The 13,495-nt window shown below is 72.2% G+C and carries 10 protein-coding genes; 2 read left to right on the plus strand and 8 right to left on the minus strand.

The annotated features are described in order from the left end of the window. Position 1 precedes the first annotated feature (1 nt). Positions 2 to 574 carry a helix-turn-helix domain-containing protein gene (locus tag ACIBEI_RS10760; protein WP_398887195.1) on the minus strand — a complete coding sequence of 191 codons (573 nt, stop codon included), beginning with the start codon at positions 572 to 574 and terminating at the stop codon, positions 2 to 4. A gap of 161 nt (positions 575 to 735) precedes the next feature. Here ACIBEI_RS10760 and ACIBEI_RS10765 point away from each other — a divergent pair, with 161 nt between their 5' ends. Then, entirely contained in the window at positions 736 to 1,587 is an 852-nt protein-coding gene (locus ACIBEI_RS10765) for an EamA family transporter (RefSeq protein ID WP_398887197.1), read from the plus strand. Positions 1,588 to 1,626: 39 nt separating this feature from the next. Here the strand turns inward: ACIBEI_RS10765 and ACIBEI_RS10770 are convergent, their stop codons facing one another. Next, complete coding sequence (locus ACIBEI_RS10770; RefSeq protein ID WP_398887199.1) at positions 1,627 to 2,412, minus strand: acyltransferase; 786 nt, start codon at positions 2,410 to 2,412, stop codon at positions 1,627 to 1,629. A 119-nt stretch (positions 2,413 to 2,531) separates the two neighbouring features. Between ACIBEI_RS10770 and ACIBEI_RS10775 the strand changes: the two genes are divergently transcribed. After that, positions 2,532 to 3,062 carry a gamma carbonic anhydrase family protein gene (locus ACIBEI_RS10775; protein ID WP_398887201.1) on the plus strand — a complete coding sequence of 177 codons (531 nt, stop codon included), beginning with the start codon at positions 2,532 to 2,534 and terminating at the stop codon, positions 3,060 to 3,062. A 103-nt stretch (positions 3,063 to 3,165) separates the two neighbouring features. On the opposite strand, the gene ACIBEI_RS10780 is transcribed toward ACIBEI_RS10775, so the two are convergent. The 6 genes from ACIBEI_RS10780 to iolD form a co-directional block, all read right to left on the minus strand. Next, entirely contained in the window at positions 3,166 to 3,822 is a 657-nt protein-coding gene (locus ACIBEI_RS10780) for a DedA family protein (protein ID WP_398887203.1), read from the minus strand. Between the two features lie 113 nt (positions 3,823 to 3,935). Next, the gene (locus tag ACIBEI_RS10785; RefSeq protein ID WP_398887204.1) at positions 3,936 to 6,404 is read right to left on the minus strand and encodes a beta-glucosidase; all 2,469 of its coding nucleotides are present in this window, start codon (positions 6,402 to 6,404) and stop codon (positions 3,936 to 3,938) included. Positions 6,405 to 6,598: 194 nt separating this feature from the next. Next, positions 6,599 to 9,067: a SpoIIE family protein phosphatase gene (locus ACIBEI_RS10790; RefSeq protein ID WP_398887206.1), complete on the minus strand. Its 2,469-nt coding sequence runs from the start codon at positions 9,065 to 9,067 to the stop codon at positions 6,599 to 6,601. 118 nt (positions 9,068 to 9,185) lie between these two features. Further along, positions 9,186 to 9,968, minus strand: a complete 783-nt coding sequence (locus tag ACIBEI_RS10795) for a GntR family transcriptional regulator (RefSeq protein ID WP_398887208.1) — start codon at positions 9,966 to 9,968, stop codon at positions 9,186 to 9,188. A 123-nt stretch (positions 9,969 to 10,091) separates the two neighbouring features. Next, positions 10,092 to 11,588 (minus strand): CoA-acylating methylmalonate-semialdehyde dehydrogenase, encoded by a 1,497-nt coding sequence (locus ACIBEI_RS10800; RefSeq protein ID WP_398887210.1) that lies wholly within the window; start codon positions 11,586 to 11,588, stop codon positions 10,092 to 10,094. Positions 11,589 to 11,616: 28 nt separating this feature from the next. Further along, the gene (gene iolD, locus ACIBEI_RS10805) at positions 11,617 to 13,491 is read right to left on the minus strand and encodes a 3D-(3,5/4)-trihydroxycyclohexane-1,2-dione acylhydrolase (decyclizing) (protein ID WP_398887212.1); all 1,875 of its coding nucleotides are present in this window, start codon (positions 13,489 to 13,491) and stop codon (positions 11,617 to 11,619) included. Positions 13,492 to 13,495: the final 4 nt, after the last annotated feature.

Here is a 13,495-nt window from a genome sequence, read left to right on the forward strand (position 1 = left end):
CTCAGTGCACGCCCGGGACCGACACGGCCATGACCATCTCCAGCGGTACGTCGCCCGAATTGGCGTACGCGTGAGGGGTGTTGGCCTCGAAGGAGACGCTCGCCCCGGCGGGGACGCGGTACTCCTCACCGTCGACGGTGAGCGTCAGTTCGCCCTTCGTGACATGGAGGAGCTCGACCGTGCCCGCGGGGTGCGGGTCGGAGGGGCTGCCCTCGCCCGGCATCAGCAGCCAGTCCCACATCTCCAGCGGGCCGGGCGCCTCGGTGCCCGCGAGGAGCCGGTTGTAGCTGCCCGCGTCGGTGTGCCAGAGCCGCACGGCCTGGTCGGCCGGGACGATCCGCACCTTGGGGCCCTGCTCGTAGTCGAGCAGCGTGGTGATGCTGACGCCGAGCGCGTCACCGATCTTGACGACGGTGCCCAGGCTGGGGTTGGTGCGGGCCTGCTCGATCTGGATGAGCATGCCGCGGCTGACCCCGGCGCGGGCGGCGAGCGTGTCCAGGGTGAAGCCGCGCTCGGTGCGCCAGCGCTTGACGCTGCGCGCCAGGGACTGGGTCAGGAGGTCGAGGTCCGACACTTTCCGTCCAATTGTTCTCGTGGTTCTCATAGGGCCGGTTCTCACGAAGCTCGGCCCCGTGAGGCTTGAGGACTGTTCAATATTCTGGATGACACAGTTCAATGAACTGAACTATGGTGTGGTGCACCGAATCGTTCATCGAACTGTACTGCGAGGCATCCATGACAGCGCTGTTCGCCCTGGCCACAAGCCTCCTGTGGGGGCTGGCCGACTTCGGCGGAGGGCTGCTGGCACGACGTACGCCCGCGCTGACGGTCGTGGTTGTCTCGCAGTCGATCGCCGCCGTCGTGCTCGGCGCGATCGTCCTCGTCACCGGCGCCTGGAGCGAGGCGAGTCCGCAGCTGTGGTTCGCGGTGGCGGCGGGACTCGTCGGGCCTGTCGGGATGCTGGCCTTCTACAAGGCGCTCGCCCTCGGCCCGATGGGCGTCGTCTCGCCGCTCGCCTCGCTCAGTATCGCCGTCCCCGTGGCGGTGGGTCTCGTCCTCGGCGAGCGCCCGGGCCTGGTGCAGTTCGCGGGTATCGCGGTCGCCGTCGTGGGGGTCGTCCTCGCGGGCGGACCGCACTTCAGGGGCGCCCCCGTGCAGCGGCAGGCCGTACTGCTCACCCTGGTCGCGGCGTTCGGGTTCGGTGCGGTGATGGCCCTGATCGCCGAGGCGTCGTCCACCCTCACCGGCCTCTTCCTCGCCCTGTTCGTACAGCGCGTCACGAACGTGGTCACGGGAGGCACGGCCCTGTACGTCGCCGTCCGGCGCGGCAGCGTGGCTGCCCCGAAGATCGCGTGGGAGTCCCTCCCGGCCCTGGCGTTCGTCGGTCTCGCGGACGTGGCCGCCAACGGCACGTACTCACTGGCCGCCCAGCGCGGCCCGGTCACCGTGGCCGCCGTCCTCGCCTCGCTCTGCCCGGTGGTGACGGCCCTCGCCGCGCGCGGCTTCCTCAGCGAGCGGCTGCGCGGGATCCAGGCGGCGGGGGCGGGTCTGGCACTGGTGGGCACGGTACTGCTCGCCACGGGCTGAGCGACCACCGGGCCGCGGCGCTGAAGAATCCCCGGCCGGTCAGGACTCCGCTCGTACGTCCTCGTGGGCGTCCTCGACGGCCCGCAACCCGGCGATGCCCTCAGCGTCCAGGTCGGCCAGGGCCAGCAGCTGCTCCGGCGTGACCCCGTCGGGGATCGGCACCGGCGCGGGCGTGCGCAGCGGTGGCTGCCAGCCGTCACTGGGGGTCCAGCGGCGTACGACCCTGGCCGGCGCCCCGGCCACCACCGCGTGGTCGGGCACGACGCCTCGTACGACCGCGCCGGCCGCCACCACGACGTTCCGCCCGATGCGCGCGCCGGGCAGGATCACCGCACCCGTGCCGATCCAGCAGCCCGGGCCGATCTCCACCGGCTCCATCCGCGGCCACTGCTTGCCGATGGGCTCGTGGGGGTCGTCGTACGAGTGGTTGGTGGACGTCACGTACACATACGGCCCGAAGTAGCAGTCGCTGCCGATCGTGACCGTCGTGTCGGCGATGACGTGGCTGCCGCGGCCGAGGACGACACCGTCGCCGATGCGGAGGATGGGGTCCGGGCCGAGGTCGAGGTCGGGCATCAACCCGGCTGTCAGAGTGACCTGTTCGGCGATGATGCAGTGGTCACCGAGATGGATCCACGGCTCGCCGAAGACGGTGCCCTGCGGGAAGGCCAGCCTGGTACCTGTTCCCATCGCCCCGAAGCGCAGCCGTCCGGGCCGCTCGGCGGTCACCGCGCCCGTCCGTTGCACCCAGGACCAGCCCGCGTGGACGGCGCGCTGGACGAGCCGGCGCCGCCGGGATGAGAACGTGTTCTTGCGCTTGGGCACCCGCTCACCGTACTCAGCGTGACGTCCGGCCAAGAGCTCGGGCGCCTGTGATCTTCGCCCCACCGTGGCGTGGCCGGATCCCTTACGGTGCCGGTACCAACGAGAACGAGGAGACGGCGATGACGCACGAGGCGCTGATCGCGGGCATGGGCGGCAAGGATCCGAAGGTGGATCAGGAGGCGTTCGTCGCCCCGATGTCCGTGGTGCTCGGCGAGGTGACGCTGCACCCGGGCGCGAGCGTCTGGTACGGGGCGGTGCTGCGGGCCGAGTGCGGGCCCATCGTCATCGGCGCGGACAGCAACGTGCAGGACAACTGCACGCTGCATGTCGACCCCGGGTTCCCCGTCACCGTCGGGGAGCGGGTGTCCATCGGGCACAACGCCGTGGTGCACGGTGCCACTGTCGAGGACGACTGTCTGGTCGGGATGGGGGCGACGATCCTGAACGGGGCGGTGATCGGGGCGGGTTCGCTGGTTGCCGCGCAGGCGCTTGTCCCGCAGGGGATGCGGGTGCCGCCGGGGTCGCTTGTCGCGGGGGTGCCCGCCAAGGTGAAGCGGGAGCTCACGGCTGAGGAGCGGGAGGGGATTTCGCTGAACGGGACGCTGTACGTGGCGCTGGCTCGGGAGCACCGGGCCGCACACGAGGGCTGAGGTTCGTCGCGGGCTGCGGGACGGCCGTGGCTGGTCGCGCAGTTCCCCGCGCCCCTAAAACGGGGCTGCGCCCCGTCATCGGGTGCAGCCCCTCAGCCGTCGCCTAGTCGGTCGCCGGGACCGGCTCGGCCGCCGACCGCTCGGCCTCGCGCTCCGCCGAGACCTTCTTCGCCTTGCGCTTGAGGACCAGCATCGAGGTGAGGCCGATGAGGAGGGCCAGGACCAGGCCGAGCCAGGAGAAGCGCTTGAGCCAGGACTCGGCGACGATGCCGACGTAGTAGATGACCGCGGTGGTGCCGCCGGCCCAGAGGATGCCGCCGAGGACGTTGGCGGTCAGGAACTTCCAGTACGGCATGCGCAGCACACCCGCGAGCGGGCCCGCGAAGATCCGCAGCAGGGCGACGAAGCGGCCGAAGAACACGGCCCACATGCCCCACTTCTCGAAGGACTTCTCGGCGGTGGCGATATGGCCCTCGCTGAAGTGCCTGGGGAACTTCGCGCCGAGCCAGGTCAGCAGTGGGCGTCCGCCCTTGCGGCCGATGGCATAGCCGATGGAGTCACCGATGATCGCGCCGGCGACGGCGCAGGCGCCGAGGATGACGGGGTTGATGTCACCGTGCTGGGAGGCGAGCAGCGCCGCGGAGACGAGGATGATCTCGCCCGGCAGTGGAATGCCCAGGCTCTCCAGGCCGATGACCAGGCCCACCAGCAGGTAGATGCTGACCGCGGGCACTGTCTCTAGCCACTCCTGGACGTGCAACGCCGGTTCCTCCCGATTCACCGCGGGCCGGGCCTGGCCCGGCGTGCGCTCGGCCGCGAGCGCACGCCGGGCAGCCTACCCGGTCACTTGGACGGCACGGAGTCCCGTCGGCCTCACACCTGTGCCCTCCCGCTGAGCCGCAGTTCACCCGCAGAGGCCCCCACCCACACGGTCCGCCGCCCGGTGCCGAGCACCCAGCCGTGCCGCTCGGCGTCCCACGAGGAGAGGGTGCGCTCGTCGACGCGCACGGTGACCTTGCGCGACTCCCCCGCCTTCAGCGCGAGCCGCTGATAGCCGCCCAACACCCTTTGGGCCCGGTCGACCTGAAGGTCCGGCGAGGGGCCCACATAGACCTGCGGGATGTCGACCCCGTCCCGGCGTCCCGTGTTCCGCACGGTGAACACCACCTCCAGCCCGTCCCCGGTCCGCTCCACGCCCAGGCCTTCGTACACGAAGGAGGTGTACGAGAGTCCGTGCCCGAACGGGAAGAGCGGCCGCACGTCCTCGGCGTCGTACCAGCGGTGGCCGACGTGGACGCCCTCCGAGTACTCCTCGACGCCGTTCACGCCCGGGTAGCGGCGCACATCGCCCGCGACCGGGTGGTGCTCGTCGTCCACCGGGAAGGTCTGCGTGAGCCGTCCGCCGGGGTCGCAGTCGCCGAACAGGACGGCGGCGGTGGCGGCCGCGCCCTCCTGGCCCGGGTAGTACATCTGCAGCACGGCGGCGGTGCGCTCCAGCCACGGCATCGACGTCGAGGACGAGGTGTTGAGGACGACGGTCGTACGGGGGTTCACCGCCGTCACCGCCTCGATCAGTCCGACCTGGTGGCCCGGGAGCGCGAGGGTCGTGCGGTCCTGGTTCTCGGTGGCGTCCTCGTAGGCGAAGAGCACGACGCTCTCCGCGGCCCGGGCCGCCTTCACCGCCTCGGCGACGTCCTGGGCGCGGGTCGCGCCGGTGACGTGCCTCAGCCGGAACGTCTGCCCCTGGGCGCCGCCCTTCGCGGTGATCTCGACCCGGTGTTCCCCGGCGGCGAGATCGAGCGTCCTGCGGCGCACCGCGAGCGCGTCGGGCGCGGCCGACACCAGGCCGCCCGTGAAGTGCTCCGCGAGCCCGGCCGCCACCGGGAAGAGGTCGGCTCCGTCGAGGAGCACCTTGGGCCGCGTTCCGGAGTAGTGGACGACGAAGGTCCACTCGTCGTCGTCCTCGACGGTGAGAGTCCCCTTGTAGGTCCAGGTCTTCCCGGCGGCGACCCGCTGGCCCTCCGGGTCGATGCCGTCGGTGAGCGCGTCCTCGGGCAGGGGTTTGCCGAAGAGGTCCTCGCCGAGCGCGTAGGACACCTGGGCGCCTTGTCCCGCACGCGACTTGATGGCGTCCAGAGGGCGCTCGGCATGGTCGGGGATCACATGGGCGCTGCCGCCGCCGCTGACGAAGGGCAGCGAGCCGGTGGGGCCGACGACGGCGATGCTGCGGGCGGCCTCGCCGGTCAGGGGCAGCATGCCGTTCCTGTTGTGCAGGAGGGTCGCGCCCGCCTCGGCGACCTCCAGGGCGACCGCCGCGCCCGCCGACGGGTTGCGTGCCGGGCGGGGCGGGGCGCTGCCGTCGAGCATCCCGAAGTCGTCCATGGTGGTGAGGATGCGGCGTACGGCCCGGTCGACGTACTCCTCGGAGACGCTCCCGTTCTGGACGGCCGTCTTCAGCGCTGCCCCGAAGTACTTGCCGTTCGGCATCTCCATGTCGAGGCCCGCGGCGAGCGAGGCGACCGTGCTGTGGGCGGCGTGCCAGTCGGTCATCACCCAGCCCTCGAAGCCCCAGCGGTCGCGGAGGATGCCGGTGAGGAGCTCCTTGCTCTCGCAGGCGTAGGTGCCGTTGACCTTGTTGTAGGCGCCCATGACCGCGCGGGCTCCGGCGCCGACGGCGGCTTCGAAGGCACGCAGCTCGACCTCGTTGAGGGTCTGCTCGTCGACCCGTACGTCGATGGAGTCGCGGTCCTTCTCCTGGTTGTTCATCGCGTAGTGCTTGACGGTCGCGATGAGGCCCTCGCCCTGGATGCCCTTGATCTCCTCGGCCACGAGGTCGGCGGAGAGCAGCGGGTCCTCGCTGAACGTCTCGAAGTTGCGGCCCGCGTACGGGGTGCGGATGAGGTTGACCATCGGGGAGAGCAGTACGTCCTGGCCGAGGGCGCGGCCCTCGCGGCCGATGACCTGGCCGTAGCGGCGGGCGAGGCCGGGGTCGAAGGCGGCGGCGAGCAGGACGGGCGCGGGCAGGGCGGTGGCGTGCTGCTTGACGCGGACTCCGGCGGGGCCGTCGGCGAGGCGCAGCGGCGGGATGCCGAGCCGTTCCACGCCGGGCACGTAACCGGCCTGGCCGAGGGCCTTGGGGTCGGTGGCGCCGTGCAGCAGGGAGAGCTTCTCGTCCAGGGTGAGCTTGGTGAGCAGTCCCTCGACGCGGGGGCCCGCGGCCGGTGGTCGGCGGGTGGCAGCCGCGTGTGCGAGGGACGGGGGGCCCGCGGTCGCGGCCAGGGCGACGGCGGTCGCGCCGCTCAGCAGGCGCAGGACGGACCGCCGGGACACGGTGTCGGACATGAGGCGTCACTCCTCGTTGGGTACGGGCACGAGGAGGCGAACCGCGGGGGCGCGCGGGCGGCCGGTCCGGGGTAGACCTCCGGACGCACTATGCGACAAAAGTGACTTAATACCTCGTTAGGCACAACGGGCACGGCGGAAATGTGTCTCGCCGCCGCGATGCGACGCCATGCCGCACCGCGTTGCCGGCCCGCTCAGATCTCCGGGCCCGTGAGTGACTGCTCGGTCCAGATGATCTTGCCGTCCTGGGTGTAGCGGGTGCCCCAGCGCTGGGTGAACTGGGAGACCAGGAACAGACCGCGGCCGCCCTCGTCGGTCGTCTTCGGGTGACGCAGGTGCGGGGCGGTGGGGCTGGCGTCCCAGACCTCGCAGACGAGGGTCCGCGACATGATCAGCCGCAGTCTTATCGGCCCGGAGGCGTGCCGGATGGCGTTGGTGACGAGTTCGCTGACGACGAGTTCGGTGGTGAAGGTCAGCTCGTCCAGGCCCCACTCGCACAGCTGCCGTGACGTCCGCTTGCGCACGTCGGCGACGGCCGCCGGGTCGCTGGGCAGCTCCCAGGACACCGTCCGCCGCGCGTCGAGGCGTCGGGCGCGGGCCATCAGCAGGACCACGTCGTCCGGCGGACGGGCCGGGACCAGCGCCTCCACCACGGCCTGGCAGCGGTCGTCGAGGCTGGGCGCCCGCCGTTCGAGCACCCGGCGCAGCCGCTCCCGGTCGGCGGCGGCGTCCCGCTGCGGCGCGGGCCCCTCGGCGGCGAGCAGGCCGTCGGTGCAGAGGGCGAGCACACTGCCTTCCGCGAGCGGCAGTTCGACCGACTCGAAGGGCGGGCCGCTCACGCCCAGCGGGGGTCCCGGCGGCAGCTCGGGGAAGTCGACCGTGCCGTCCGGGGCGACGATCGCGGGCAGGCCGTGGCCCGCGGCGGCCATGGAACACCGGCCGCCCACCGGGTCGTACACCGCGTAGAGGCAGCTGGCGCCCTTCGCCCGTACGCCGTCGGCGCGCGGGGCGGCCTCGGAGTCGTCCTCGTATCCGGCCCGGTCGACCAGGTCGTCGAGGTGGGCGAGGACCTCCTCGGGCGGCAGGTCCAGGTCGGCGAGGGTCTGTACGGCGGCCCTCAGCCGGCCCATGGCCGCGGCGGCCTCGATGCCGTGGCCGACGACGTCGCCGACCACCAGGGCGACGCGTGCGCCCGACAGCGGGATGACGTCGAACCAGTCGCCGCCGAGTCCCGTCAGCTCGTCGGCCGGCCGGTAGCAGGCGGCGACCTCCATCGCGTCCTGCTCGGGGAGCCGGTGCGGCAGCAGATGGCGCTGCAGTACGAGGGCCGCGTCGCGCTCCCGGGTGTAGCGGCGGGCGTTGTCGAGGCACAGGGCCGCGCGGCCGACGAACTCCTCGGCCAGGCTCAGGTCGTCCTGGTCGAAGGGGTCCTGACGGTGGCGCCGGAAGAAGGTGGTGATCCCGAGCATGGTGCCGCGGGCCCGCACGGGCACGATCATGGCGGTGTGCAGGCCGAGGTCGAGGAAGGTGGCTGCCCGGTCGCCGGCGATGCCCGTGGCCCACTCCGGGGCCAGCGGGTCGAGCCGTTCCTCGATCCATGAGGTGCCGCCGGTCAGCGCGCGGATCGGGGGTGCTTCGGGCAGGTAGGCGGCCACGTCGCCGACCTCGACGACGGCCTCGGGGACGCCTTCGTTCACCGACTGGTGGCCGGCTCGGCGCAGCGGCATCGCGTCCGTCCCGCTGAGCGGGCCGGCGACGGGTTCGCCCCCTTCGAGGACGGTCTCCAGCAGATCCACGGTGACGAAGTCGGCGAGCCCGGGCACCGCCACGTCGGCCAGCTCCTGGGCGGTGCGCACGACGTCCAGGGTGCGGCCGAGGCTCTTGCCCGCCCGGTCCAGGAGGGTGAGGCGTTCGCGGGCCCGGTAGCGCTCGGTGACGTCCACGACGGTGTAGTACACGCCGATCGGGTTGCCGTGGTCGTCGTCGAGGCGGGTGAACGACATCGCGTGGGCCGTGTCCCGGTGCGGCGCCGAGCGGATCGTACCGATGTGTTCGTAGCCGACGACGGCCTCGCCGGTCTCCAGGACCTGTCGCATCACGGCCTCCAGGGCCTGAGCGTTCAGGCCCGGCTGGATGTCCGCGAGCCGTTTGCCGATCCGCCGGTGCGCGGGTCCGCCGCCGAACTGCTCCAGGGCCGCGTTGGACCACACATACCGCAGGTCCGCGTCGACGATCGCTATGCCGATGGGTGAGTGGGAGGCCATCCGCTCCAGCACCGTGCGGCTCATGTCCCAGCCCGCGGCGCCGGTCGAGTCGGCGGCCAGGACCACCCAGCGCGGCGGGCCCTCGGCGGCCTCCACGGCCGGGACGACCCGCACCGTCGTGACGACGGGGTGCCCGTCGCGGTGACGCACCGCGAGGAGCCCGGTCCAGCCGCCGTTGCGGCCGCAGCGGCGGGTCAGGTCGGGCAGGCGCGAGGCGTCCTCGGGCATCAGCAGCTCGGCGGCGGGCCGGCCGACGGCCTCGGCCCGGCGATAGCCGAAGAGCCGCTCGGCGTCGCCGGTCCAGCCGGCCACCGCCATGCGCGCGTCCAGCAGCACCACCGCGGCGTCCGCCATGTCGAACCGCCGCCGCGCCACGCCGCTCTCCTCGCTCGTCGCCACTGCGACCCCCTCCGTCCCGTGGAGTGGTCCGTTCCCGTACGCCACGCTCCGTGCACCCGCGCGATACGGGCCCAACGTACCGCCGCGGCCGCCTTCCGACCTCGGCAGCCGCACCCGATCAGGGGCGTACGAGCAGCTGGAAGTCGAACGTGTAGCGCGCGGCGCGGTAGACGTGGGTCCCGTACTCTACGGCCCGCCCGGTATCGTCGTAGGCCGTGCGGCACATGGTGAGCAGCGCGGCCCCCTCCGGCTCGTCGAGCAGGGTCCCCTCTTCGGCGGTGGCGCAGCGGGCGCCCACGGTCTGGCGGGCGCTGTGCAGGGTGATTCCGGCGGCCCGCAGCATCCGGTAGAGGCCGGTCTCCTCCAGCCGCTCGGTGTCCAGGTCGAGGAGTGAGGCGGGCAGGTAGTTGCACAGGTGTGCCACGGGTTCGCCGTAGGTGGAGCGCAGCCTTTCGAGCACGATGACGTCCCGGCCCTCGGGGATGCCGAGAGCCGCGGCGACCTCGGGCGAGGCCGACTCGATCTCGTTGCGCAGCACCCGGGTGGCGGGGCTCTGCCCGGCGGCCGCCAGATCGTCGTAGAGACTGCTCAGTTCCAGCGAACGTCTGACCTGGCTGTGCACGACCTGGGTGCCGATGCCGCGGCGGCGCACCAGCAGGCCCTTGTCCACCAGGGACTGGATGGCCTGGCGGACGGTCGGCCGGGACAGGCCGAGCCGGGCGGCGATGTCCACCTCGTTGCCCAGCAGATTGCCCGGGGCGAGCGCCCCGTGCTCGATCGCGGACTCCAGTTGCTGGGCGAGCTGGTAGTAGAGCGGGATCGGGCTGCCCCGGTCCAGGGCGACCTCCAGGCTGTCGAACGCTGCGGCGTTCGCCGGACGTGCGGTTTCGGTCTCTGCCACGGAGCCCCTCCCTTCACATGTCCGTCGGTACGTGGCTCTCGATCGTGTCGCGCGGGTACCCCGGACGGCTTCGGTGAGGCCGTGCCCGGGTCGGGCACGGCCTCCTTAAGGGTGTGGCTTCCGTCAGGAGTTGCTGGGGAAGCCGAGGTTGATACCGCCGCCGTCGGCCGGGTCGGGCCAGCGGGTGGTGATGACCTTGCCCTGGGTGTAGAAGGCGATGCCGTCGTTGCCGTAGATGTGGTGGTCGCCGAAGAGGGAGTCCTTCCAGCCACCGAACGAGTGGTAGCCGACGGGCACGGGGATCGGCACGTTGACGCCGACCATGCCGGCCTGGACCTCCAGCTGGAAGCGGCGGGCGGCGCCGCCGTCCCGGGTGAAGATCGCGGTGCCGTTGCCCCAGCGGGAGCTGTTGATCAGCGCGATGGCCTCGTCGTACGTCTCGGCGCGGACCACGCACAGCACCGGGCCGAAGATCTCGTCCTTGTACGCGTCCGCGGTGACCGGCACCTTGTCGAGGAGGGAGACGCCGATGAAGAAGCCGTCCTCGTGGCCCGGGACGGTGAAGCCGGTGCCGTCGACGACGACCTCGGCGCCCTGGGCGGCCGCGCCCGTCACGTACGAGGCGACCTTGTCGCGGTGCTCGCGGGTGATGAGCGGACCCATCTCGCTGGCCGCGTCGCTGCCGGGGCCGATCTTCAGGCCCTTGGCCCGCTCGGCGATCTTGTCGACCAGCTCGTCGCCGGTGTCGCCGACGGCGACGACGACGGACACGGCCATGCAGCGCTCGCCGGCCGAGCCGTAGGCGGCGTTGATGGCCTGGTCGGCGGCGAAGTCCAGGTCGGCGTCCGGGAGAACCAGCATGTGGTTCTTGGCGCCGCCGAGGGCCTGTACGCGCTTGCCGTGCTCGATGCCCTTGAGCTGGATGTACTTGGCGATGGGCGTGGAGCCGACGAAGGAGACGGCCGTGATGTCCGGGTGCTCCAGGAGGCGGTCCACGGCGACCTTGTCGCCCTGCACGACGTTGAGGACGCCGTCGGGGAGGCCTGCCTCGGAGGCGAGTTCGGCCAGCCGGTAGGAGGCGGAGGGGTCCTTCTCGCTCGGCTTGAGGATGAAGGTGTTGCCGCAGGCGATGGCCAGCGGGAACATCCACATCGGCACCATGGCGGGGAAGTTGAACGGTGTGATGCCCGCGACGACGCCGAGCGGCTGGCGGATCGCGGCCACGTCGACGCGCGTGGAGACCTGCGTGGACAGCTCGCCCTTCACCAACTGCGGTACGGAACAGGCGAGTTCGACGATCTCCATGCCCCGGGCGATCTCACCGAGCGCGTCCGAGTGCACCTTGCCGTGCTCGGCGGTGATCAGCTCGGCGATCTCGTCGCGGTGCGCGTCGAGCAGCTCGCGGTACTTGAAGAGAACGGCCGTGCGCTTGGCCAGCGAGGCGGTCCCCCAGCTCTCGAAGGCGGCCCGCGCGGAGGCGACGGCGGCGTCCACCTCGTCCACGGAGGCGAAGGGCACCTGCTTCTCCTGGGCGCCCGTGGCGGGGTTGTAGACAGGGCCGAAGCGGCCTGAGGTGCCCTCGACGGGCTTCCCGCCGATCCAGTGGTTGATGTTCTTCATGGTGCGGATCCTTTTCTTGAGCGGGAATTCAGAGGTGGTGGCGGCGGTCGACGACATGCTGGTCGTACAGCTCCCGGGCGCGGGTGGCGGCCTCGCGGGAGGCCACCTCGGCGACGGGTACGTCCCACCAGGCCGCGGCGGCGGGGGCGGTGGGCGTCGGGTCGGTCTCGACGTACACGCACGTCGGCCGGTCCGAGGCGCGGGCCGTGGCCAGGGCGTCGCGCAGTTCGCGGACGGTCTTGGCACGGAGGACGTCCATGCCGAGGCTGGCGACGTTGGCGGCCAGGTCCACGGGCAGCGGGGCGCCGGTGAAGGTGGAGTCGGCGGCCCGGTAGCGGTAGGCGGTGCCGAAGCGCTCGCCGCCGACCGACTCGGAGAGGCCTCCGATGGACGCGTACCCGTGGTTCTGGATCAGCACCAGGTTGACGGGCAGGCCCTCCTGGACGGCGGTGACGATCTCGGTGGGCATCATCAGGTACGTGCCGTCGCCGACCAGCGACCACACGGGAGTGCCGGGGGCGGCCTGCTGGACGCCGATGCCCGCCGGGATCTCGTAGCCCATGCAGGAGAAGCCGTACTCCAGGTGGTACTGGCGCGGGCTGCGCGCGCGCCAGAGCTTGTGCAGGTCGCCCGGGAGCGAGCCGGCCGCGTTGATGACGACGTCGTCGTCGCCGACCACGGCGTCCAGCGCGCCGAGGACCTGGGTCTGGGTGGGCACCGCGTGCTCGTCGTCCGCCCGGTAGACCGCGTCCACTACCTGCTCCCAGCGCTCCTTGCCCGCGCGGTACTCGGCCTCGTACGCCGCGTCCACACGGTGGCCGGACAGCGCCTCGGTGAGGGCCTCCAGACCGGCACGGGCGTCGACGACCAGGGTCCGCGCGCTCAGCTTGTGCGCGTCGAAGGCGGCCACGTTGACGTTCACGAACCGCACGCCCGGCTCCTGGAAGAGCGTGGCGGAGGCGGTGGTGAAGTCCGTGTAGCGGGTGCCGACGCCGATGACCAGGTCGGCGGTGCGGGCCAGTTCGTCGGCGACGGCGGTGCCGGTGTGGCCGACGCCGCCGAGGTCCGCCGGGTGGTCGTACCGCAGGGAGCCCTTGCCGGCCTGGGTGGACGCGACCGGGATGCCGGTGGCCTCCACGAACGCCTTGAGGGCCGGCTCGGCCTCGCTGTGGTGGACGCCGCCGCCCGCGACGATCAAGGGGCGCCGGGCGCCGCGTAGGGCTTCCACGGCGGCCGCCAGCTCGGCCGGTTCGGGCGCCGGGCGGCGTACGTGCCAGATCCGGTCGGCGAAGAACTCCTCGGGCCAGTCGTACGCCTCGGCCTGGACGTCCTGCGGCAGGGCGAGGGTGACGGCGCCGGTCTCGACGGGGTCGGCGAGCACGCGCATCGCGTTCAGCGCGGAGGGGATCAGCGCCTCGGGGCGGGTGATCCGGTCGAAGTAGCGGGAGACCGGACGCAGCGTGTCGTTGACCGACAGGTCCGCCTCGACGGGGTGCTCCAGCTGCTGGAGCAGCGGGTCGGCGGCGCGGGTCGCGAAGTAGTCGCCGGGCAGGAGCAGCACCGGGAGGCGGTTGACCGTGGCCAGGGCGGCGCCCGTGACCAGGTTGGTCGCGCCGGGCCCGATGGAGGTGGTGACCGCCTGTGCGGAGAGCCGGTTCAGCTGGCGGGCGTGACCGACCGCGGCGTGCACCATGGCCTGTTCGTTGCGGCCCTGGTGGAACGGCATGGTCTCCTCGCCGGCCTCCAGGAGCGCCTGGCCGATCCCGGCGACGTTGCCATGGCCGAAGATCCCCCAGGTGCCGGCGATCAGCCGGTGCCGTACGCCGTCGCGTTCGGTGTACTGCGCGGCCAGGAAACGCACCAGCGCCTGGGCGACGGTCAGGCGGAGGGTGGAGCGGCTCATCGGT

Origin of the sequence: Streptomyces sp. NPDC050988, from assembly GCF_044456225.1 — a bacterium.
Lineage (GTDB): Bacteria > Actinomycetota > Actinomycetes > Streptomycetales > Streptomycetaceae > Streptomyces.